Origin of the sequence: Novosphingobium sp., assembly GCF_041905565.1 — a bacterium.
Taxonomy (GTDB): Bacteria; Pseudomonadota; Alphaproteobacteria; order Sphingomonadales; family Sphingomonadaceae; genus Novosphingobium.
Genome location: NZ_JAYRKX010000021.1, coordinates 1 through 21,326, shown reverse-complemented (window position 1 = coordinate 21,326; position 21,326 = coordinate 1). Strand labels below are relative to the sequence as shown.

The window sequence follows — 21,326 nt, the reverse complement described above, 5'->3', positions numbered from 1 at the left end:
GGACGGACTCCTGGCGGACAGCGTTTAATCTAAAGGGCGGCGTCCCGCGCGGTGATGGCGCGGGACACACGGGAAGGCTTGGCGCGCGCGGCGCTCATTTCCAGAACCACTTGGGGCCGACCCCGCGGTTCTTGCGGTTCGACCACATGGCGACATAGAGCCACAGGCCGGAAAAGCTGAAGAACACCATGGCCAGACCCGAAAGGAAGGCGATGGCGGTGCCGACGGGGCCGAATTCCTCACCCGAATGGAGGTGGTGGAACCAGCCGGTCAGCGACTTGATCCCGGTATCGGTCGGCTTGGGCCGGCAGACCATGGTGTCCGGGCAGACGAAGCCGGCTGGCGGCTGCGCGCGGGGCGCATCGGCGGGCCACAGCGCGGCGACATGGCTGAGCACGCCGGTCACCGCGATCCACAGCAGGAACACGCCGAACAGGACGGAAAGCCAACGGTGCCATTTACGCATAACAGATTACTCCCTGGGAGATGAGGATGGAGCCCCTCCCAAGGGCCTGGTGCGCGCCTGCGGCAAGCCGCATTTGGTCGCCAAATGTAACACCCGTTTGCATGTGCGCCGTTCCGCCGCCATTGCTGCCGCGCCGCCTTACTGGCAGGCGAGGCATTCCTCGTAGTCGGTCTGGCCGCCGGCGGCGAGTTCCATGACCGGGGCATTGGCCGTGTTATCGGCCTCCACCCCGCCGGCGAACCCGGCGCGCTGGACCGACTTGGAGCGCAGGTAATAGAGGCTCTTGATGCCCTTCTCCCAGGCCTGGAAGTGCAGCATCATCAGGTCCCACTTTTCCACGTCGGCCGGGATGTAGAGGTTCAGCGACTGGGCCTGGTCGATATAGGGGGTGCGATCGGCCGCGAATTCGAGCAGCCAGCGCTGGTCGATCTCGAAGCTGGTCTTGTAGACCGCCTTTTCCTCAGGCGAGAGGAAGTCGAGGTGCTGGACCGAACCGCCCTGCTCGAGGATCGAGTTCCAGACGTTGGTCGAATCCTTGCTCTTTTCCGCCAGCAGCTTCTGCAGGTAGGGGTTCTTGACCACGAAGCTGCCCGACAGGGTCTTGTGGGTGTAGATGTTGGCCGGGATCGGTTCGATGCAGGCGCTGGTGCCGCCGCAGATGATGCTGATCGACGCGGTCGGCGCGATCGCCATCTTGCACGAAAAGCGCTGCATCACGCCCATGTCCGCCGCATCGGGGCAGGCGCCGCGTTCCTGCGCGAGCAGGATCGACGCCTCGTCCGCCTTGGCGGCGACGTGCTTGAACATCTTGAGGTTGATCGCCTTGGCCATCGCGCTTTCAAAGGCGATGCCCTTTTGCTGCAGGTAGGAGTGGAAGCCCATCACGCCCATCCCGACCGAGCGTTCGCGCGCGGCGGAATACTTGGCGCGGGCCATCTCGTCCGGCGCGCGGTCGATATAGTCCTGCAGGACGTTGTCGAGGAAGCGCAGCACATCTTCGATGAACAGCTTGTCCTTGTTCCACTCGTCCCAGGTTTCGAGGTTGAGCGAGGACAGGCAGCACACCGCGGTGCGATCGTTGCCGAGGTGGTCGCGGCCCGTGGGCAGGGTGATTTCCGAGCACAGGTTCGAGGTCGAGACCTTGAGCCCGAGGTCGCGGTGATGCTTGGGCATCATCCGGTTCACCGTGTCCGAGAAGACGATGTAAGGTTCGCCCGTGGCCAGCCGGTTTTCGACCAGCTTCTGGAACAGCGCGCGGGCATTGACCGTGCCGCGCACCGATCCGTCCTTGGGGCTGCGCAGGTTGAATTCGGCGCCGTCGCGCACCGCTTCCATGAATTCGTCGGTCAGCAGCACGCCGTGGTGCAGGTTGAGCGCCTTGCGGTTGAAATCGCCCGAGGGTTTCCGGATTTCGAGGAACTCCTCGATTTCCGGGTGCGACACGTCGAGATAGCAGGCGGCCGAACCGCGCCGCAGCGAGCCTTGCGAAATCGCCAGGGTCAGGCTGTCCATCACGCGGACGAAGGGGATGATCCCGCTGGTCTTGCCGTTCAGGCCAACCGGCTCGCCAATCCCGCGCACGTTGCCCCAGTAGGTGCCGATCCCGCCGCCGCGCGAAGCCAGCCAGACGTTCTCGTTCCAGGTGTTGACGATCCCTTCGAGGCTGTCATCGACCGAGTTGAGGTAGCAGCTGATCGGCAGGCCGCGCCCCGTGCCGCCGTTCGACAGCACCGGCGTGGCCGGCATGAACCACAGCTTCGAGATGTAGTCGTAGATCCGCTGGGCGTGATCCTGATCGTCCGAATAGGCATCGGCCACGCGGGCGAACAGGTCCTGGTACTTTTCGCCGGGCAGCAGGTAGCGGTCGTCCAGCGTGTCCTTGCCGAAATCGGTCAGCAGCGCATCGCGCGACGGATCGGTGACGATGGTGAAGCGCCGCTCGGCGATCGCCTTGGAATCCGTCATGGGCGCGGCAGCGGCCTTGGCCACTTCGCCCAGCGCGCCGGCCAGCGCATCGGCGCCCAGCTGCTCGACCAGCCCCGCAGAGCCCGCGTCGGTCTTGTCATTCATGCTCACTGCCGGGCCCTTTCCAGCCGCACCATCCGCCGCCGCATCACTCGCCGCAATATCCAGCTCGGCCATCGTCGGCTCGTCTCCGTTCCTGAAATCCACCTGTCAGCCCCCAATATTCCGCAGCGTTCCGCAAGTCGGCGCGTGGCGCCAAATGTTCCACTTCCGTTCGAATCGGCGGGCAAGCGCCCATCCTAGCAAACGGGGGGAACGAAAGGAGAAAAACTTATCCCCATTCCATCCCCCGGTCAGTCACTTTGGGGGGCTTGCATCCGGACCGAATCCGCCGCCGCGGCGCAAACCGCGCAATTGGCGTCTAACTAGGTCTAGAGGTCCCCCCGTATGCCGGACCACTATCCATAGTGCCCGAACCCGAGTCCGGCGCAAGAGGGTAAATCTCCGGATAACCACACCTGGCGGCCCCGAACCGCCGCCCAGCCGATGCCGCGTTGCAGCGACGCGTGGAAATCCGGCGCTTCGTCATCGGCGCAAGAGTCAAAGTGAATCTGTGAAAAAATTTTTGCCCGGGGACAGGTGCTCCGGGGCGTTGACAAGGTTAGAATCGGAGCCGGCAATCTTGTTGCGCAAACCGCCCCCGAAAGCGCAACGGCTTGGGGTGTGGCAGGCCAGGCATACACCACCGGTGGTAGGTCTTGCCTGGCGGGAATCACCCCTTACCTTGCCCGTCCCAACCTGCGTGGAGATTGCCGGCAATGCTCAACCTGATCGGTGCGCTGTTCTCGGGCCTGTTCGTCGGGGTGCTCGCCCGGTTCCTCTACCCGGGCGACGTGCCGCTGGGCTGGGGCATGACGATCCTGCTGGGGGTCGGCGGCTCGCTGCTCGCCAGCCTGCTGACCACGCGCGGCCAGGGTGACGGCGTCAGCCGCGCCGGGTGCCTGGCATCGGTGCTGGGCGCGATGGCGCTGATCTATGCCGGGCGGCATCTGGGCTGGCACATCTAGAACCCGCGACCCCTTGGCCGCACCGCAGGCCCTACCACCCGGTCTTGTTCGGGCAGCGGGCGAATTCCTCGGTTCCGGCGGCGGATGCGGGAATGGCCGTGGGATAGCCGGCCAGGACCGAGCGCTTGACGCGGAATTCACCCACCCTTGCGCCATCCTTGAGCGAGCGGACCGGCAGCACCATCGCATCGCCTTCCACGCGGGCCAGCGGATCGGCCGGATGCACCGCCCGGTCCGCACCGCTGCACGGCACCATACTGCGCGATGCCCAGGCCGCCGGATTGGCGGCGGCGCTGCGATAGGCAAAGGCGGGACCGAACGGACTGTCGCCATTGTCGGCCAGCCACTTGCCCAGCGCTTCGACCGTTTCGACCCGCGCCAGGCCGATGGCGCGATGCGGCACGTGTTCGGGCTTCAGCGCCGGGCAGGCGCGCGGCACGCTGCTGCGCACCGTCTTGCGCGCCTCGCACGCCATGGTCAGGTCCAGCTCGGTCTGCTGCTGCAGGCTCAGCATCATTTCACCGATCATCGCCTGGCCGCGCACCGCGACCAGGCTGGCCGAGATTTCCCGCTGCAGGTTGGCCAGGCCAGCCGGCGGGAAAGGCAGGTCAGCCAGCCAGCGATGCCAGTCCGCCGTCCGCCCGGCCTGCCAGGTATCGAGCAGGCGGAACTGGTATTGCAGCGCCTGTTCGTGGCTGACCAGTTTCAGCGCATTGTCATCCGCGCTGCCGCAGGGCACGGCGGCCAGCTTGGGCAGCTTGCCCAAGGCGTCCATCTGCGCCTGCCCGTACCGCGCCTTGACCAGATCGCCGATTTCCCAACGCGCCGCGACCAGCCCCATGGCAATCCCCGGGGCATCGCGCCCGCAGGCCAGCATCTGGTCGCGCGCCAGGACAAAGGTCTGGTACTGCTTCTGCACCTGCACCAGCTGGGCATCGGGCGGAGTCGGCGCGGGGGCAGCCGCGCCAAGCACGAGGGGCAGGCCGACCAGCGGCACCAGGCGAACGATCTTCATTCCCGCAATCTCCCACATCCGGCCACCCGGTCTGGCCGGGCGGCAATCTGGCGCGGTTCGGGCGGTCTGTCTTGGCGATTCGCGACTGCGCTCAGCGGGCATGCCCGGCGATGGCATCGGCAATCAGGTCGACCAGTTCCACCGGCACATCGTGGCCCATGCCGGGCACTTCCAGCAGCGCGGCGCCGGGAATGCTGGCGGCGGTGTCGCGTCCGCCTTCCACCGGGACCAGCGGGTCGTCGACCCCGTGGATCACCAGCGTCGGCGTGGTCACGCCCTGCAGCCGTTCGCGCCGGTCGCCATCGGCGACGATCGCGGCGAACTGGCGCGGCGCGCCGGCAGGGTAGAAACTGCGGGCATAGTCACGCTCGATCCGCTGGTGCAGCCGCTCGACCGGGGCGGGATAGGCCGGGCTGCCGATCCCGCGCGCCACGCGCACGCCCAGCTCCTTGACCTGATCGAGGGTGGCATCGGCCGGGGGGCGCTCCAACAGCACGGCCATCGCCTCGGGCCGGGCGGGCGGCAGCGCGGGATTGCCGGTGGTCGACATGATCGAGGTCATGGTGTGCAGCTTGTCGGCGTGATGCACCGCCATCAGTTGGGCGATCATCCCGCCCATCGAGGCACCGACCACGTGGGCCCGCTCGATCCCCAGCGCGTCCAGCAGGGCGGCGGCATCGGCGGCCATGTCGGCCAGGCGATAGGCAATCGGCGGTTCCTGCCCGGACATCACCGCCATGACCACGGCAGCCATGTCGGGCGAGCCGCCCGCCTCGAACTTCTGCGACAGGCCGATGTCGCGGTTATCGTGCCGCACCACGTGAAAGCCGCGCGCCACCAGCGCATCGACCAGTTCGATCGGCCACAAGGTCAGCTGCGCGCCCAGCCCCATCACCAAGAGCACGGTGGGATGGGCGGGATCGCCATAGGCTTCGTATTCGATGGCGATTCCGTTGGCCTGGATCTGCGGCATGGGTCCTCCCGGGGTTTGTGATTTGCCCGGGAGGATAGCCAAGGCGCGGGGCGGCGCAAGCCTTGCCCGCCCCGCGCCCCGCTCAATCGTCCTTGCCGCTGCGCCAGCCGTGTTCGCCGCGTTCGTGGATGATGTTGGCGCGGCCCACGATCAGGTCATCGACCAGGCCGATCCGCTTCACGTCCTTGTCCTGGTAGGGCAACGAATGGAGGACATAGCGCATGGCATTGATCCGGGCGCGCTTCTTGTCGTCGCTCTTGATCACGGTCCACGGACTGTCGGCGGTGTCGGTGGCAAAGAACATCGCTTCCTTGGCGCGGGTGTAATCGTCCCACTTGTCGAGGCTGGCGAGATCGACCGGCGAAAGCTTCCACTGCTTCAATGGGTGGACCTTGCGTTCCTTGAAGCGGCGGCGCTGTTCGGCCTGGCTGACCGAAAACCAGAACTTGATCAGGTGGATGCCCGACCGCACCAGGTTGCGTTCGAATTCCGGGGCCTGGCGCAGGAATTCCTTGTATTCATCGTCGCTGCAGAACCCCATCACCCGTTCCACCCCGGCGCGGTTGTACCACGAACGGTCGAACAGCACGATTTCACCCTTGGTCGGCAGGTGTTCAACATAGCGCTGGAAATACCACTGGCCGCGCTCCACCTCGCTCGGCTTTTCGAGCGCGACCACGCGCGCGCCGCGCGGGTTGAGGTGTTCCATGAAGCGCTTGATCGCCCCGCCCTTGCCGGCCGCATCGCGCCCTTCGAACAGGATCACCACGCGCTGGCCGGTATCCTTGGCCCATTGCTGCAGCTTGAGCAGCTCGGTCTGGAGGATGAACTTCTCGCGCTCGTAATCCTTGCGCAGCATCTTGAACTTGTAGGGGTAGCCGCCCTTGCGCCAATCATCGGCCAGGTCGTCGCGGGTGCGGCGCGGCTTGCCCGGGGGCTTGGGCAGACCCAGGTGCTCGCGCATCCGCGCGGCATCATCGGGCGATGCCCCGGCAATGATCGCCTCGATCCCGTCGCTGCCGCTGGTTGCCGCGATCACATCCAGCGCGGCTTCCTCGGCCTCGAAAGCGGCTTCGGCGCGTTCGTCGGCCAGGCTTTCCTCGACCACTGGCGGCAGGCCGGGCTTGGCGGCGGCAGGGGTCCGGGCGGGTCGCTTGGCAGTCATGCAGTCACTCCATTCGCGCCGGGCGCACCGCACCCGGCCATTACGCCATCATGGCAGGTAAACATTCCCGATTGGTAAGCGCCGCAGCCCGGAAAACCGGGGCGGAGCCGACTCTGGGAATTGACCGGAGTGTCCCGCCAAAGGCGGGTCTGCGTCAAACGGGAAGGCTGCACGCGCTGTTGCGCGAAATGCAACGCAGGGTCCTGCCCCTAGGGCACCAGCACCGTGTCGCGCGCCACCTTGAGCGTCTTGGGATAGTCGAGCGTGAAGTGCAGCCCGCGGCTTTCGTGCCGGGCCAGCGCCGAACGCACGATCAGTTCGGCGCATTGCAGGAGGTTGCGCAGTTCGATCAGGTCGGTCGAAACGCGGAAGTGGGCATAGTATTCCTCGACCTCGCCCGACAGCATCTGGATGCGGTGCATGGCGCGTTCGAGCCGCTTGGTGGTCCGCACGATGCCGACATAGTTCCACATGAACCGGCGGATTTCCGTCCAGTTCTGCTTGATGATGACTTCCTCGTCGCTGTCGGTGACGCGGCTTTCATCCCACGGGCGCACGGCGGGCGGCGCATCGAAGCTGTCCCACCGCGCCAGGATGTCGGCCGCCGCCGCATCGCCGAACACGAAGCATTCGAGCAGGGAATTGCTGGCCAGGCGGTTGGCCCCGTGCAGCCCGCTTTCAGTGCATTCGCCCGCCGCATAAAGCCCGGGCAGGTCGGTCCGCCCGGCCAGGTCTATCAGGATCCCGCCGCAGGTGTAATGCTGCGCCGGAACCACCGGGATCGGCTGCTTCGTCATGTCGATGCCCAGGCCCAGCAGCTTTTCGTAAATCGTCGGGAAGTGCTGCTTCACGAAGTCGGCGGGCTGATGGCTGATGTCGAGGTGGACGTAATCGAGCCCGTCGCGTTTGATCTCGCTGTCGTTGGCGCGGGCGACCACGTCGCGGGGCGCCAGTTCGGCGCGCTCGTCGTAATCGGGCATGTAGCGGTGCCCGGTCTTGGGGTTGAGCAGGTGACCGCCTTCGCCGCGCACCGCCTCGGTGATCAGGAAGTTCTTGACGTCGAGGTTGTAGAGGCAGGTTGGGTGGAACTGCATCATTTCCATGTTGGAAACCCGCGCGCCCGCGCGCCAGGCCATCGCGATGCCGTCCCCGGTCGCGCCGCGCGGCGCGGTGGAGAACTGGTAGACGCGCCCCGCCCCGCCGGTGGCAAGGATCGTGGCGCGCGCCGTGTGCGCCTCGACCGTGCCGCTCGCCTCGTCCAGCGCATAGACGCCCCAGACCCGGCCCGAGCCGGAATAGCGTTCCGCCTCGTGCCGCCCGGTGATCAGGTCGATGCAGGCGCGGCCCGGCAGCAGGGTGATGTTGGGATGATCCTGCGCGGCTTTCAGCAGCGCCGATTGTACCGCCCAGCCGGTGGCGTCGTTCACATGGACGATGCGGCGGTGCGAATGCCCGCCCTCGCGGGTGAGGTGCAGGTGCTCGCCCTCGGTGTTGAACGGCACGCCCAACTGGACCAGCCGGTCGATCGCATGGGGCGCGCGCTCGATCACGAATTCGACCGTCTCGATCCGGTTGAGGCCGCCGCCCGCGATCATTGTGTCGCGGATGTGTTCCTCGAACGTGTCGCCGGTATCCAGCACGGCGGCAATCCCGCCCTGCGCCCAGGCGGTCGATCCGCCGGTGAGATCGCCCTTGGCCAGGACCAGCACCTTGAGCCGCTCGGCCAGTGCCAGCGCCGCGGTAAGCCCGGCCGCACCGGAGCCGACGATGATCACGTCGTGGGTCATGCGCCCTCCCTGGCGTCAGGCCGCCGCACTGCTGGTGAGATGGACGAACACGTCCTCCAGGTCCGCCTCGCGCGTGGTCACGTCGACGATGCCGAAACCCTGGCCCTGGATCTGCGAGAGGATCTCGCCCGCGTTGGTGCGGTCCTTGTCGAAGGTCACCTCCAGGCCGTGATCGCCAACCTTCGCGCATTTGAGGAAGGCGGGATGGCTGGGCAGCTCGGTCACTTCGCGGTCGAGCGTCAGGACGACGATCTTCTCGCGCGCCATTTCGACCAGTTCGCGGGTCGGCTTGTTGGCGATCAGTTCACCGTGGTTGATGATCGCGATGCGGTTGCACAGCTGTTCGGCTTCCTCGAGGTAATGGGTGGTCAGGACCACCGTGACCCCGTGATGGTTCAGCTCGCTGACCAGTTCCCACAGCTGGCGGCGCAGTTCCACGTCGACCCCGGCGGTCGGCTCATCCAGCACCAGCACCGGGGGCGTATGGACCATCGCCTTGGCGATCAACAGGCGGCGCTTCATGCCCCCTGACAGCGTGCGGGCATAGGCGTTGGCCTTGTCCGCCAGGTGGACCTGGCCGAGCAGTTCCAGGCTGCGCCGCGCCGCCTTCGGCACGCCGTACAAACCGGCCTGGTTTTCCAGCACCTCGAATGGGGTGAAGAACGGGTCGAACACGATTTCCTGCGGCACGATCCCGATCGAACGCTTGGCGTTGCGGGGATCGGCGTCAATGTCGAAACCCCAGATTTCTGCGCTGCCGCCGGTCTTGTTGACCAGCCCGGCCAGGATGTTGATCAGGGTCGACTTGCCCGCGCCGTTGGGGCCCAGCAGGCCGAAGATCTGCCCCTGGGGCACATCGAAACTGACGCCTTTCAGCGCCTCCTTGGCCGGGGCCTTGCCCGCCGGGGCATAGCGCTTGACCAGGTCGCGGATGCGGATCGCGGGGGGCAACTCGGTGGTGCTCATGCCGCCTGCTTTGCGGCAGGAAGCGCGCGGCGTAAAGCCCCTCGCAAGCCGTACGGCGGCCAGCGCTGCCTAATCGCTTGTTAACCATATCCCTGCAGCATGCCTTCATGGGCAACACGCTAGATCGGGCAGGATGACTTGGGGGTTATCTTGCCGCGGGGCTGACCCGCGCCGTGCCAGCCGCGCCGTGGGCGCGCTGCTGGCGGCGCTGGCCTGTATCGCCCTGCCCGGCATGGCCCGGGCCGAACGGGTCACCGTGACCGGCCAGACCCAGGCCGTGGTCGTGTCCCCGCTGTCGGTCGTCAAGGTCCAGGACCTCGACTTCGGCCGGATCGTGCCGCGCCCCACGGCGGGCACTGTTACCGTCGACACGGTCACCGGCGGCTGCGTGGTGACCGGGGCGATCATGCAGGTGGGCACCTGCCGCCTCGCCCGGTTCGACGGTATGGGCACCAAGAACATGAACGCCCGGATCAGCCTGACCAGCGTGGTCGACTTGACCGGGCCGGGGCAGACCATGGTGCTCGACAACGTGATCCTGGGCCCCAATTCGACCATCAGCCTGACGGGCAATAGCAATGCCAATGGCAAAGGCGTAGGCCTGACCAAAGGCGGCAATGGCGCGCGCTATTCCATCACGACGAACAGCGGGATCTATTCGCTCTACGTCGGCGGACGGCTCAACGTGAACGCCAACCAGGCACCGGGGGTCTACACCGGCTCGATCAGCATCACGGTGCAATACCAGTAGACTGGAAATGGCGGCGCGCTGCTGCTAAGGGCGCTGTCCATGAACACGCAGCCCGAAACCCAGATCGTCACCTCCACCCGCGTATCCTGCGACGGCGCCAGCGACATTCGTGGCGGCGCGGCGCTGGGCCACCCGCGCGTCTACCTGGAAATCGACGAGCGCGGCTTTGTCGACTGCGGCTATTGCGACAAGCGCTTCGTGCTGAAGGACGGCCCGGCGGACAAGGCGGCGGCCTGATCCCGCGCCTGCCGCTCTAGCCATCGCGGCCAGAGCGCTTATATCCGGTGGCATGACCACTGCCGATCCCCGCTCGCTGCTCTATCGCCAGCTGACCCCCGAAGCCGCGCTGGCCGTCACCCGTGACACCCTGGCCCGCTGCGACGATGGCGAACTGTTCCTGCAGTTCATCGCCAGCGAAAGCTTCGTGTTCGATGATGGCCGCCTGAAAACGGCCGACTATTCGCGCGATGCCGGGTTTGGCCTGCGCGGCGTGTCCGGCGAGATGACCGGCTTTGCCCATGCCAACGAGATCAGCGAAGCGGCGATCCGCCGTGCCGGCGAAACGCTGCAACTGCTCGATCCGGCCAAGGGCCAGCCCGCCCCGCCCCCGCGCCAGAACAACCGCCACCTCTATACCGACCAGTCCCCGCTCGACCTGGTGCCGTTTGCCACCAAGGTGAAGCTGCTGGAGGAGATCAACCAGGCCGCCCGCGCCCGCGATCCGCGCGTGGCGCAGGTTTCGGCCAGCCTGTCCGGATCGTGGTCGGTGGTCGAAGTGGTCCGCGCCGATGGCTTCCTGGCGACTGACGTGCGCCCCCTGGTGCGGCTCAACGTCTCGATCGTGGCCGAAGCGAACGGGCGGCGCGAAACCGGCAGCTTCGGCATGGGCGGACGCTGGCTTTACGACGACCTGCTCAAGCCCGAGAGCTGGAACCGCGCGATCGACGAGGCGCTGGCCCAGGCGCTGACCAACCTTGACAGCCAGGACGCCCCGGCGGGCGAGATGACCGTGCTGCTTGGTCCCGGCTGGCCCGGCGTGCTGCTGCACGAAGCGGTCGGCCACGGCCTCGAAGGCGATTTCAACCGCAAGGGCACCAGCGCCTTTTCCGGCCGCATCGGCGAGCGCGTGGGCGCGCCGGGCGTGACGGTGGTGGACGATGGCTCGATCGCCGGGCGGCGCGGGTCGCTGTCGATCGACGATGAAGGCACCCCCACCAGCGAAACCGTGCTGATCGAGGACGGGATCCTGAAGGGCTACATGCAGGACCGGCTCAACGCCCGGCTGATGGGCGTCGCCCCCACCGGCAACGGCCGGCGCGAAAGCTATGCCCATGCGCCGATGCCGCGCATGACCAACACTTTCATGAAGGGCGGCAATGACGATCCCGCCGAACTGCTGAGCCGGGTGAAGAACGGCATCTTCGCTAAGAGCTTTGGCGGCGGGCAGGTCGACATCGTGTCGGGCAAGTTCGTGTTTTCCTGCACCGAGGCCTACAAGATCGAGAACGGCAAGCTGGGCGCGCCGATCAAGGGCGCGACGCTGATCGGCGATGGCCCGACCGTGCTGACCCGGGTGACCGGCATCGGCAACGACATGGCGCTTGACGAAGGCGTCGGCGTATGCGGCAAGGGCGGGCAGAGCGTGCCCGCCGGGGTCGGCCAGCCGACCCTGCTGGTCGAAGGCTTGACCGTCGGCGGGACAGCCTAGGTTCAGGAAGCTGTGCTAGCCTTGGCCGGTCAGCAGAGAAGGAGAACATCCATGCGCAGGATCGCCACCGCACTTGCCGCCGCGGCCATGCTGCTGGCGGGCACTTCGGCCCAGGCCAAGCCCAGGCTGACCCCCGAACAACGTCTCGCCAAGATGCTCGAAGGGCGCGAGGCCGGGAAGCCGACCAGCTGCATCAACAGCTGGGACAGCCGCGACATGACCGTGCTGGACAAGACCGCGCTGGTCTTCCGCAGCGGCTCGACCCTGTGGGTCAACCGCCCGGACAACGCCAGCCGGCTCGACGACGACGACATCCTGGTCACCCACACCACCGGCAGCCAGCTGTGCAGGCTGGACATCATGCACACGGTCAGCCGCACCAGCGGGATCACCACCGGGTTCATCAACCTGGGCGATTTCGTGCCGTACAAGAAGGTCGCCAAGGGCAACTGACCCGCCCCGCCCCCACCCGAACAGCGAGTGGCCGCCGCCCGGACCCAGCGTCCCGGCGGCGGTTTGCGTTTGTGGCGCCGCGCGCTTGACTCTTCCCGCGCATTGGCTGATCTAGGGTATATACCCTAGAACGGGAATCGCCGAAGCGCGAAGGGAGAGAGAGCCCATGAACATTGCCGCCGCCATGCCCGGTGCCGCCCTGGCCCCGATCGATGTCAGCCGCCCGGAATTGTACGAAGGCGAAGGCTGGCAGGAACCCTTCCGCCAGCTGCGCGCGCAGTGCCCGATCCAGTACGTGCCCGACAGCGCCTTCGGGCCCTATTGGTCGGTCACCACCCACAAGCCGATCGTCCATATCGAAGCGCTGCCCAGGATCTTCTCGTCCAGCTGGGAACACGGCGGGATTGCGCTGCCCGGTTCGGTGGGCGAACCGATGGAAAACGAGCTGCGCACCCCGATGTTCATCGCGATGGACCCGCCGCAGCACACCGCGCAGCGCCGCACTATCGCGCCGAGCTTCGGCCCCAGCGAAGTCGCGGCGATGAAGCGCGAAGTGCAGCAGCGCACCGCCGAAGTGCTGGATAGCCTGCCGATCGGCGAAGCCTTCAACTGGACCGACCGGGTTTCGATCGAGTTGACCACGGGGATGCTGGCCAAGCTGTTCGACTTCCCTTGGGAGCAGCGCCACAAGCTGACCTACTGGTCGGACATGGGCGGCAACGTCGAGCTGATGAAGGATCCGGACGGCATGGCCCGGCGCAACGCCGCGCTGTTCGAAATGGGCGCCGCCTTTGCCGAACTGTGGCAGCACAAGGCCGCCAATCCGGGCAAGGACCTGATCTCGGTCATGCTGCGCAGCGATGCGATGAGCCACATGAGCCAGGAAGAATTCATCGGCAACCTGATCCTGCTGATCGTCGGCGGCAACGACACCACCCGCAATTCGATGTCGGCCTTTGCCTGGGGGCTGCACCAGTTCCCGCAGGAACGCGCCAAGCTGGAAGCCGACCCGGCGCTGATCCCCAACGCGGTGCAGGAACTGATCCGCTGGCAGACCCCGCTGGCGCACATGCGCCGCACGGTGATGGAAGACACCGAACTGGATGGGGCGCAGATGAAGAAGGGCGACAAGGTGGCGCTGTGGTACATCAGCGCCAACCGCGACGAGACCGTGTTCGACCGCCCCGACGAAGTGATCATCGACCGCGAGAACGCCCGCCGCCACCTCTCGTTCGGCTATGGCATCCACCGCTGCGTCGGCGCGCGGGTAGCCGAACTGCAATTGACCACCCTGCTGGAGGAAATGGCGAAACGCCGCCTGCGCGCCAACGTGGTCGAGGAACCGGAACGGGTCGCCACCTGCTTCGTCCACGGCTACAAGCGGGTCATGGTTGAACTGTCACACTACTGATGAAAACCCGGGACCGCATTGTCGAAGGCGCGCGGCTGCTGTTCAACGAACAGGGCTATGGCGCGGTCACCACCGCCGCGCTCGCCGCGCACCTCGGCATGGCGGAAGGCAACCTGTGGTATCATTTCAAGACCAAGCGCGCCTTGCTGGAAGTGCTGGGCGAACGCTTTGCCGCCGCGATCGACTATCGGCTGGACATGCGCCCGGGCACCGATCCGCTGGCCTCGTACGTTGACCTGCTGCGCGCGATGATGGCGGAATTTCGTCGCTTCCGTTTCCTCTACCGCGATCAGGCCGGTTACGGCGAACATGCCGACGTTGTCGGCCAGCGCGCACCGGAATGGCTGCAGCGCACTTTCATCCAGCTCGAGGCGCACCTCGCCGCGCTGGTCGATGCCGGCCTGCTCGACTGGCCGCGCCAGCGGCTGCGCGACCTGGCGATCAACGCCACGATCATCCTGCGCTATGGCCTGGAACACTACCGCGAGCTGGGCGAGCCGACCGGCGAAGGATCGGGCACGGTCCGCCGCACCCTGCGCCGCCACCTGACCCTGTTCGAACATGCCCTGACCGGCGATGCCGCCGCCCGCCTGCACAGCGCGATCGACGCGATCGAGGACGCCGCGCTGGCCGCCTGATCAGATCTCCGCCTGCCGGATCGCCGGCACGGCCTTCCACCACCACACTGTCCCCAGCAGCGAAACCCCCGCCGCCAGGGCAAAGGCCCAGCCATAACTGCCCAGCCGGTCGACGATCACCCCGGTCACCACCGGGCCGATGATCCCGGCGCAGTTGCCGCAGGCGTTCTGCACCCCGATCCAGCTGCCCGCCGCGCGCGGGCCAGAAAACATCTGGCCGACGGCATAGAGGTTGGTCGCGAGCAAACCCGAGCCGATCCCGGCAACCACCAGGCACAGGCCGACCTGGAGCAGCCCATCGGCAAACCACAGCGCCGCAATTGCCCCGCCGCTCAGCGCCTGGGCCCAGATCATCGCGCGGCGGCGCAGCGCCCCTTCGTCCGCCCCGGCGGCCACCGCGCGGTCGGACCAGCGGCCGCTGACCAGTGCGGTCACGCCCTGCACGGCAAAGCCCAGCGTGGTCAGCAAGGTCATCTGCGGGATCGACCAGCCCACGGTCTTGACCAGGTACAGCGGCAGCCAGGTCAGCAGGAAGTAGAAGCCATAGTTCGACATGAAATGGGCCGCGCCCATCTGCCACAGCGCCGGCACTTTCAGCAGCGCGGCAAAGTTGACCGGCGCGGTCACGGGGGTCGCCACGTTCCTCGCGCGCAAGGGGGCGCTGGTGACCTGCCAGGGCAGCAGCCACAGCAGGGTGATTGCGCCAAAGATCCAGAAGATCGGCCGCCACCCCGCCGCCTGCAGGATCATCCCCCCGGTCAGCGTGCCCACCGCCGGGCCGAACGCCAGCGCGGCGGCCACCACCGCATTGGCCGTGCCGCGATGCGCGGCCGGCACTTCGGCGGCAAAGATCTTGGAACTGCCGGGAAAGGCAATGCTTTCGCCCAGCCCCAGCACCAAGCGCAGCACGATCAGCGAGGCGATGCCTCCGACCCAGCCGGTCAGCAGCGTCGCCAGCGCCCACAGCGCAATGCCCAGCGCGAACATGCGGTAAACGCAGAATCGGTCGCACAGCCAGCCGACGAATGCGCAGAGCGGGGCATAGACCCAGAAGAACGCCGAAACCGCCGTGCCAAAGCCGGTAGCGGTCAGGTTCAGATCCTGCTTCATCAAGGGCGCGGCCACCCCGATCGCGCCGCGATCGACATAGTTGAGCAGAACCGACAGCCCCAGCAGCCCGACCACCCAGGCCAGCCGCGTCCCCGATGCGCGCGGCCCTTCCACCACAGTCGCCATGCCCGTTCTCCCCCGTTGCCTGCCCGCAGGCTAGCACGATGCCCCCACGGCGCGCTATGGGGCGCGCATGACGCAGCAACCGATCCTTGTGCTGACCACCGGCGGCACCATCGACAAGTCCTATTTCGACGCGCTGAGCGAATACCAGATCGTCGAAAGCGGCATCCCCGCGCTGTTGAGGGAAGCGCGCGTCGCGCTGCCGTTCCGGGTGGTGGAACTGATGCGCAAGGACAGCCTGGACTTGACCGACGCCGACCGCGAGCTGATCGCCGCCGCCGCGCGCGAGGCGCCGGAAAGCCGCATCGTCGTCACTCACGGCACCGACACGATGACCGACACCGCAAAAGTGCTGGCTGCGGCCGTCCCCGGCAAGACCGTGGTCCTGACCGGCGCGCTATCGCCCGCCCGCTTTGCCGAAACCGACGCCCCCTTCAACCTCGGCATGGCCTTCGCATGCGCCCAGGTCGCCGCGCCCGGCGTCTACATCGCGATGAGCGGCGAAGTGTTCGACGGCCTGAAAGTGCGGAAAGACCGCGCGGCGGGAAAGTTCGTCAGTGACGATCTGCGCTAGTTGCTGAGCGTGCGGCTCAAGGCGATCTATCTGGCCGCTGGGATCAACACATCAAGTCATGCGGGAAACCGCAAGTTTGCGAGCGCGCAAAGAGCAAAGGGGATCGGGATGCGCACGATACCGCGCCTGCTCGGCCACAGCTCAATTCAACCTACGGCTTTGTATGTCGAAATCCGCGGCAATCAGATGGCGAATGCTGTGAACGCGATCCAAGTGCAATCGTGTGACATAGTGAGCACTGGTGAATGCCGATTTCGGCGCATTCATGCGTGTCACGATTCAGGCCGATCACCCATACAGCGCTTATCAGATGCTCAAAGCGCTGTATGGGAACCAGCTTATATCAGATCATGCTTCCAGAAGCTGATCTGCGTTATGCAAAGGCCGCATTCGCAAAGCCTTCATTCTGCGCATCACTGCGCCGACGCTTCACCCCAAGCCAAAGCATGAACGACCCGACAATGAACCCGGCGATGGGCAGCTTCGAGCCATCAATTTCAGGCACAGGACTGATCGACTGCGTGAACGTCGTATTTGACGCGGTAACCGTGCTAAAATCAGACGTTGTAATTCCCGCGAACTTACATCCCGCGCCGACGTCGCAAGCCCAGGATCCAGGCAGCGTATCTTCAGCGATGTAAACCTTGCCAGTGCTGGAGCTGTAATTGAATACGCCCGAGCTTCCGAAATTGAACGAGATATTGTTAAACGTCACGGCCCCGCCAGACACCGTATAGCTGACCGTATACGTTCCGTCCAAATTCGTGGTGCCCGACCCCCAGGTGCCGAGCGAAGATCCATTCGGACTGAAGGCGCTGAGGCCAGACACGCCCGTAAAGGTATGCGTGCCTTCCGTAGTTGCATCAGCATCCGAGTTGGCAAGCGTACCGCTGAAAAGCGTTCCCCCGCCAGCACCAGCTGTCACACTGAAATCAAAGGTCGTTTGCGCATGGGCCGAACCATGAATCGCCAGCGACGCCAAACCCGCAGCCAGCATTAACTTTACGTTGCGCATTTCTTTGCCCAACAAAAAGACACGCAAAAATAGCTGATGCCCGATCTTTGCCTATAGGCTTAAAGTTTATTTGGCCCATTTCTCATCACGTCCCCACGGGCGCTTCGCATGGTAAACGCGACAAAATCTCGCATGACGACGGCGGTTTGGCGACAGTGAGCTAATCGCTCATTCGTGCCCCCCGCGATCCTCTTGGCCGCTGGCGGCAACGGTCGAGACGGCTGTCCTTCGCACGGTGCGACAAATGCCATTCCCAGCCAAGCGACGCCAATCATCACCGTCGCCTACGTCTTGGAGTAGTGACGCGAATGTGTAAGCCAGCGTGCAACAGCAAGAGCGCTGCTACTGGAAATAAACGGTTTTCCTGCGTCGCGGAAGTTTTACGTAACTAAACAACTCATTAAAATCAGTTGTTTAGAAACGGACTCTACTCCCACTCGATCGTGCCCGGGGGCTTCGAGGTGTAGTCGTAGACGACGCGGTTGATGCCCTTGACCTCGTTGATGATGCGGGTCGCGACGCGGCTCAGGAAGGCGGCGTCGAAGGGGTAGATATCCGCGGTCATGCCATCAGTGCTGGTCACCGCGCGCAGGGCGCAGACGCTGTCATAGGTGCGGCCATCGCCCATCACGCCCACGGTCTTGACCGGGAGCAGCACGGCGAAGGCCTGCCAGATCGCGTCGTACAGGCCGGCGTTGCGGATTTCCTCGAGATAGATCGCGTCGGCCTTGCGCAGGATGTCGCAGCGCTCGCGCGTGACTTCGCCGGGGATGCGGATGGCAAGGCCCGGCCCGGGGAACGGGTGGCGGCCAACGAACACTTCGGGCAGGCCGAGTTCACGGCCGAGTTCGCGCACTTCGTCCTTGAACAGTTCGCGCAGCGGTTCGACCAGCTGCATGTTCATGCGTTCGGGCAGGCCGCCGACATTGTGGTGGCTCTTGATCGTCACGCTCGGCCCGCCGGTGAACGAAACGCTTTCGATCACGTCCGGGTAAAGCGTGCCCTGTGCCAGGAAGTCCGCCCCGCCGACCTGCTTGGCCTCTTCCTCGAACACGTCGATGAAGGTCTTGCCGATGAACTTGCGCTTGGCTTCGGGGTCGGTCACCCCGGCCAGGCCGCCGAGGAACAGCGCGCTGACGTCCTTGTGGACCAGCGGGATGTTGTAGTGGCCGCGGAACAGCGAAACGACCTGTTCCGCCTCGCCCAGCCGCATCAGGCCATGGTCAACGAAGACGCAGGTCAGCTGATCGCCGATCGCTTCGTGGATCAGCACGGCGGCCACCGCCGAATCGACCCCGCCCGACAGACCGCAGATCACCTTGCCCGAGCCGACCTGGGCGCGGATTTCCTCGATCTTGGTCTTGCGGAATTCGGCCATGGTCCAGTCACCGGCCAGGCCGCAGACATGGCGCACGAAGTTCTTGTAGAGCTTGCCGCCGTCCGGCGTGTGGACCACTTCGGGGTGGAACTGCATCGCGTAGATGCGCTTTTCATCGTTGGCGATCACCGCATAGGGCGCGCCCGGGCTGGATGCGACCGGGCGGAACCCGGGGGCCAGCGCGGTCACCTTGTCGCCGTGGCTCATCCACACCTGGTGCTTTTCGCCTTCGGCCCAGAGACCATCGAACAGCACGCAGCTGTCGGAAATCTCGATGAAGGCGCGGCCGAATTCGCCGCTTTCGCCCGGCTGCACCTGCCCGCCCAGCTGGTGCATCAGCGCCTGCTGGCCATAGCAGATCGCCATGATCGGCAGCCCGCTTTCCAGGATTTCCTGCGGAATGCGCGGGCCGCCTTCATCCAGCACCGAGGCCGGGCCGCCCGACAGGATGATGCCCTTGGGCTGCATCCGGGCAAAGGCCGCGGCGGCGCTGCTGAAGGGGGCGATTTCGGAATAGACCCCGGCTTCGCGCACGCGGCGCGCAATCAGCTGGGTGACCTGGCTGCCGAAATCGACAATGAGGATGGAATCGGAGGGCTGGATCGTCATGTCTGGCCGATAGGGGCGACAGGCCGAACTGGCAAGATTGCGCGCTATTTCGCCTGTGCAATCTCCCTGAGGTCGGTCTTGAGCAGCTTGCCGATGTGGCTGCGCGGCATCTCGTCGATCGCGTAGAGCGCGGAAACGCGCTGGGTCTTGCCCAGGCGGCTGTTGGCAACGGCGCGGATGTCGTCCAGCGCGTCCTCGCCCACGCCCGGCTTCAGCACGACGAAGCCGACCGGGGTTTCGCCCCACTGATCGCTGGGAATGCCGACCACGGCGGCTTCGACCACGCGGTCATCCTTGGCCAACTCGGTTTCAAGGTCGATCGGGAAGATGTTGAAGCCGCCCGAAATGATCACGTCCTTGGTCCGCCCGACCAGTTCGACGAAACCTTCGGCGTCGATCCGCCCGACATCGCCCATGCGCTGCCAGATCGAGCCATCGGTGGGATCGGTCCAGTAGCCCTCGCGGGTCTTTTCGGGCTGGTTCTTGTAACCCAGCATCATCACGTTGCTGCGCCCGACCAGTTCGCCCGCCACGCCGGGCGCGACCTCGTTCAGGTTTTCGTCGATCACTTTCAGCCCGTGGCCGGGGGCCGGCTGGCCCACGGTGTGGAGCTTGTCAGGGTGCTCGTGCGCCATCAGGATGCAGGAAACGCCGCCTTCGGTCATGCCATAGTATTCGACCAGCCCGCCCGGCATCCGCGCCAGCACTTCGGCCTTCAGGTCCGCCGGGAACGGGGCGGAGGTACAGAATTTGTAGCGCAGCGATGACAGGTCATAGTCATCGAACTGCGGGAACTGCATCAGGCGGCGGTATTGCACCGGGACCAGCATGGTATGGGTGATCCGTTCCGCCTGTGCGCGCTCCAGCCACTTCTGCGCGTCGAACTTGCCCATGATCGAGACATAGCCGCCCGAGAACATCGTCGGCAGGAACGTAACCAGAGTGGTGTTGGAATAGAGCGGCGTCGACAGCAGCGCGCGGCTGGACTGGCCATAATTCTGCGCGGCGCGGAACGTGACCTGGCGCCAGCGCATCCCGTGGCTGTGAACGATGCCCTTGGGAATGCCGGTAGTGCCCGACGAATAGATGATGTTGAACGGGTCCTTGTCGTCCGGCTCGAACGCCGCCGCCTTGGTGCCGGGGGCGGCCATGAACGCGTCCAGTTCCTCGTCCAGCACGATCTGGCCGCTGATCGGCAACTTGAAATCGCCCAGTTCGGTCAGCTTCGCACGATCGATGAACAGGTGGATTGCGCCCGAATCCGCCGCCATGCCGCGCAGCTGGTCGGGGCTGGCGCTGGTGGTCAGCGGCGCGGCGCAGCCACCGGCGCGGATCGCCGCCATATAGACCAGCGCATAGTTGACGCTGGACGTGCCGAGGATCGCCACGGCCTGGCCGCGCTGCAACCCGTCAGCCTGAAGCCGCGCCGCGATCCGTTCCACCCGGTCGGCCGTGTCGCGCCACGACAGGGTAGTCTGGCCATCATAGAGCGCCGGCTGATCGCCATTGCATTCGCCCCAGGCCGAAACCAGCGCGGAAAAGGAACCGAAGGGCTGGTCAAGCAGGGCCGATGGATCGCCGGACATGGATGGATCGTTCCTCTCAAGAATGCGGTTGGTTTGTTTGCGGCTATCCTTGCGGATCGACAGGCCCCCTGTCCAGCCCATGCTGTGTCGCGCGCTTGACTGGCCGCTCATGCTGCAGTTGCGAAAAGCGCAACGGTTGTGAAATCCTTTGCACTCGTAATCTCTACCGGAATAGTTATGTTGCAACTGCGAACAACGTTTCGCGAATCGCACTTGGAGAACAAACATGCGCAGCAACATCGTCTCGATCATGCTGCCGATCATCGCCGCCGCTGGGATCAGCGGCCTGATGTTCACCGCCGCGCTCGCCTGAGCCCGGCGGCCCGGCCCGTGGGGCCAGGGGCAGCACCTCCCAAACCAGCAAAGGGCCGTTACGCCTTGGCGTAACGGCCCTTTGTTTGTGGGTTGGGTTGTTTTGGTTAGGTGCACCCTTCGCCTCCGCGAAGGGCTTGCAACACCAGCCCGCTCCCCCGGCCCAACCACCCGTTCAAGGTACCCTGTGGGTGGTTGGGCCGGGGGAGCGGGCTGGTGTTGGAAGGGCAGGCCGGGTGGGCGGGACCCCCCGG

General features: G+C 65.6%; 19 protein-coding genes. 8 read left to right on the top strand and 11 right to left on the bottom strand.

The window, feature by feature from the left end; all coding sequences use genetic code 11:
* Positions 1-94: 94 nt before the first annotated feature.
* Both ACE3N9_RS14635 and ACE3N9_RS14630 read right to left on the bottom strand, forming a co-directional pair.
* Positions 95-466, bottom strand: coding sequence for a PepSY domain-containing protein (locus tag ACE3N9_RS14635; protein ID WP_374284845.1), 372 nt, complete (start codon positions 464-466; stop codon positions 95-97).
* 138 nt (positions 467-604) lie between these two features.
* A complete protein-coding gene (locus ACE3N9_RS14630) occupies positions 605-2,608 on the bottom strand; it encodes a ribonucleoside-diphosphate reductase subunit alpha (RefSeq protein ID WP_374284842.1) in 2,004 nt (667 codons plus the stop codon).
* Positions 2,609-3,249: 641 nt separating this feature from the next.
* Between ACE3N9_RS14630 and ACE3N9_RS14625 the strand changes: the two genes are divergently transcribed.
* Positions 3,250-3,498, top strand: coding sequence for a GlsB/YeaQ/YmgE family stress response membrane protein (locus tag ACE3N9_RS14625; RefSeq protein ID WP_374284840.1), 249 nt, complete (start codon positions 3,250-3,252; stop codon positions 3,496-3,498).
* Between the two features lie 31 nt (positions 3,499-3,529).
* Here the strand turns inward: ACE3N9_RS14625 and ACE3N9_RS14620 are convergent, their stop codons facing one another.
* The 5 genes from ACE3N9_RS14620 to ACE3N9_RS14600 form a co-directional block, all read right to left on the bottom strand.
* On the bottom strand, positions 3,530-4,513 hold the full coding sequence (locus tag ACE3N9_RS14620; protein WP_374284838.1) for a hypothetical protein: 984 nt from the start codon (positions 4,511-4,513) through the stop codon (positions 3,530-3,532).
* A gap of 91 nt (positions 4,514-4,604) precedes the next feature.
* Positions 4,605-5,486 (bottom strand): alpha/beta fold hydrolase, encoded by an 882-nt coding sequence (locus ACE3N9_RS14615; RefSeq protein ID WP_374284836.1) that lies wholly within the window; start codon positions 5,484-5,486, stop codon positions 4,605-4,607.
* Between the two features lie 82 nt (positions 5,487-5,568).
* Positions 5,569-6,651: a polyphosphate kinase 2 gene (ppk2, locus tag ACE3N9_RS14610; protein WP_374284834.1), complete on the bottom strand. Its 1,083-nt coding sequence runs from the start codon at positions 6,649-6,651 to the stop codon at positions 5,569-5,571.
* A gap of 209 nt (positions 6,652-6,860) precedes the next feature.
* Complete coding sequence (gene nadB, locus ACE3N9_RS14605) at positions 6,861-8,438, bottom strand: L-aspartate oxidase (protein ID WP_374284832.1); 1,578 nt, start codon at positions 8,436-8,438, stop codon at positions 6,861-6,863.
* A gap of 15 nt (positions 8,439-8,453) precedes the next feature.
* Complete coding sequence (locus ACE3N9_RS14600) at positions 8,454-9,404, bottom strand: ABC transporter ATP-binding protein (protein ID WP_374284830.1); 951 nt, start codon at positions 9,402-9,404, stop codon at positions 8,454-8,456.
* Between the two features lie 187 nt (positions 9,405-9,591).
* On the opposite strand from ACE3N9_RS14600, the gene ACE3N9_RS14595 reads away from it, so the two are divergent.
* From ACE3N9_RS14595 to ACE3N9_RS14570, 6 genes are all read left to right on the top strand, one after another.
* Complete coding sequence (locus ACE3N9_RS14595; protein ID WP_374284829.1) at positions 9,592-10,155, top strand: DUF4402 domain-containing protein; 564 nt, start codon at positions 9,592-9,594, stop codon at positions 10,153-10,155.
* 39 nt (positions 10,156-10,194) lie between these two features.
* On the top strand, positions 10,195-10,392 hold the full coding sequence (locus tag ACE3N9_RS14590) for a zinc-finger domain-containing protein (protein WP_374284827.1): 198 nt from the start codon (positions 10,195-10,197) through the stop codon (positions 10,390-10,392).
* Between the two features lie 52 nt (positions 10,393-10,444).
* Positions 10,445-11,863, top strand: a complete 1,419-nt coding sequence (gene tldD, locus ACE3N9_RS14585; RefSeq protein WP_374284825.1) for a metalloprotease TldD — start codon at positions 10,445-10,447, stop codon at positions 11,861-11,863.
* A gap of 51 nt (positions 11,864-11,914) precedes the next feature.
* Positions 11,915-12,316 carry a hypothetical protein gene (locus ACE3N9_RS14580; RefSeq protein WP_374284823.1) on the top strand — a complete coding sequence of 134 codons (402 nt, stop codon included), beginning with the start codon at positions 11,915-11,917 and terminating at the stop codon, positions 12,314-12,316.
* Positions 12,317-12,482: 166 nt separating this feature from the next.
* The gene (locus tag ACE3N9_RS14575) at positions 12,483-13,727 is read left to right on the top strand and encodes a cytochrome P450 (protein WP_374284821.1); all 1,245 of its coding nucleotides are present in this window, start codon (positions 12,483-12,485) and stop codon (positions 13,725-13,727) included.
* The gene (locus tag ACE3N9_RS14570) at positions 13,727-14,365 is read left to right on the top strand and encodes a TetR/AcrR family transcriptional regulator (RefSeq protein ID WP_374284819.1); all 639 of its coding nucleotides are present in this window, start codon (positions 13,727-13,729) and stop codon (positions 14,363-14,365) included. The genes ACE3N9_RS14575 and ACE3N9_RS14570 overlap by 1 nt, the downstream gene beginning before the upstream one ends.
* On the opposite strand, the gene ACE3N9_RS14565 is transcribed toward ACE3N9_RS14570, so the two are convergent.
* Positions 14,366-15,601, bottom strand: coding sequence for an MFS transporter (locus ACE3N9_RS14565; RefSeq protein WP_374284817.1), 1,236 nt, complete (start codon positions 15,599-15,601; stop codon positions 14,366-14,368).
* Positions 15,602-15,668: 67 nt separating this feature from the next.
* Here ACE3N9_RS14565 and ACE3N9_RS14560 point away from each other — a divergent pair, with 67 nt between their 5' ends.
* Entirely contained in the window at positions 15,669-16,172 is a 504-nt protein-coding gene (locus tag ACE3N9_RS14560) for an asparaginase domain-containing protein (protein WP_374284815.1), read from the top strand.
* A gap of 373 nt (positions 16,173-16,545) precedes the next feature.
* Here ACE3N9_RS14560 and ACE3N9_RS14555 read toward each other — a convergent pair whose 3' ends face one another.
* From ACE3N9_RS14555 to ACE3N9_RS14545, 3 genes are all read right to left on the bottom strand, one after another.
* On the bottom strand, positions 16,546-17,199 hold the full coding sequence (locus tag ACE3N9_RS14555) for a hypothetical protein (protein WP_374284813.1): 654 nt from the start codon (positions 17,197-17,199) through the stop codon (positions 16,546-16,548).
* A 415-nt stretch (positions 17,200-17,614) separates the two neighbouring features.
* Positions 17,615-19,174 (bottom strand): glutamine-hydrolyzing GMP synthase, encoded by a 1,560-nt coding sequence (gene guaA, locus ACE3N9_RS14550; protein ID WP_374284811.1) that lies wholly within the window; start codon positions 19,172-19,174, stop codon positions 17,615-17,617.
* 44 nt (positions 19,175-19,218) lie between these two features.
* Positions 19,219-20,760, bottom strand: a complete 1,542-nt coding sequence (locus ACE3N9_RS14545) for a class I adenylate-forming enzyme family protein (RefSeq protein ID WP_374284809.1) — start codon at positions 20,758-20,760, stop codon at positions 19,219-19,221.
* Between the last annotated feature and the right edge of the window lie 566 nt (positions 20,761-21,326).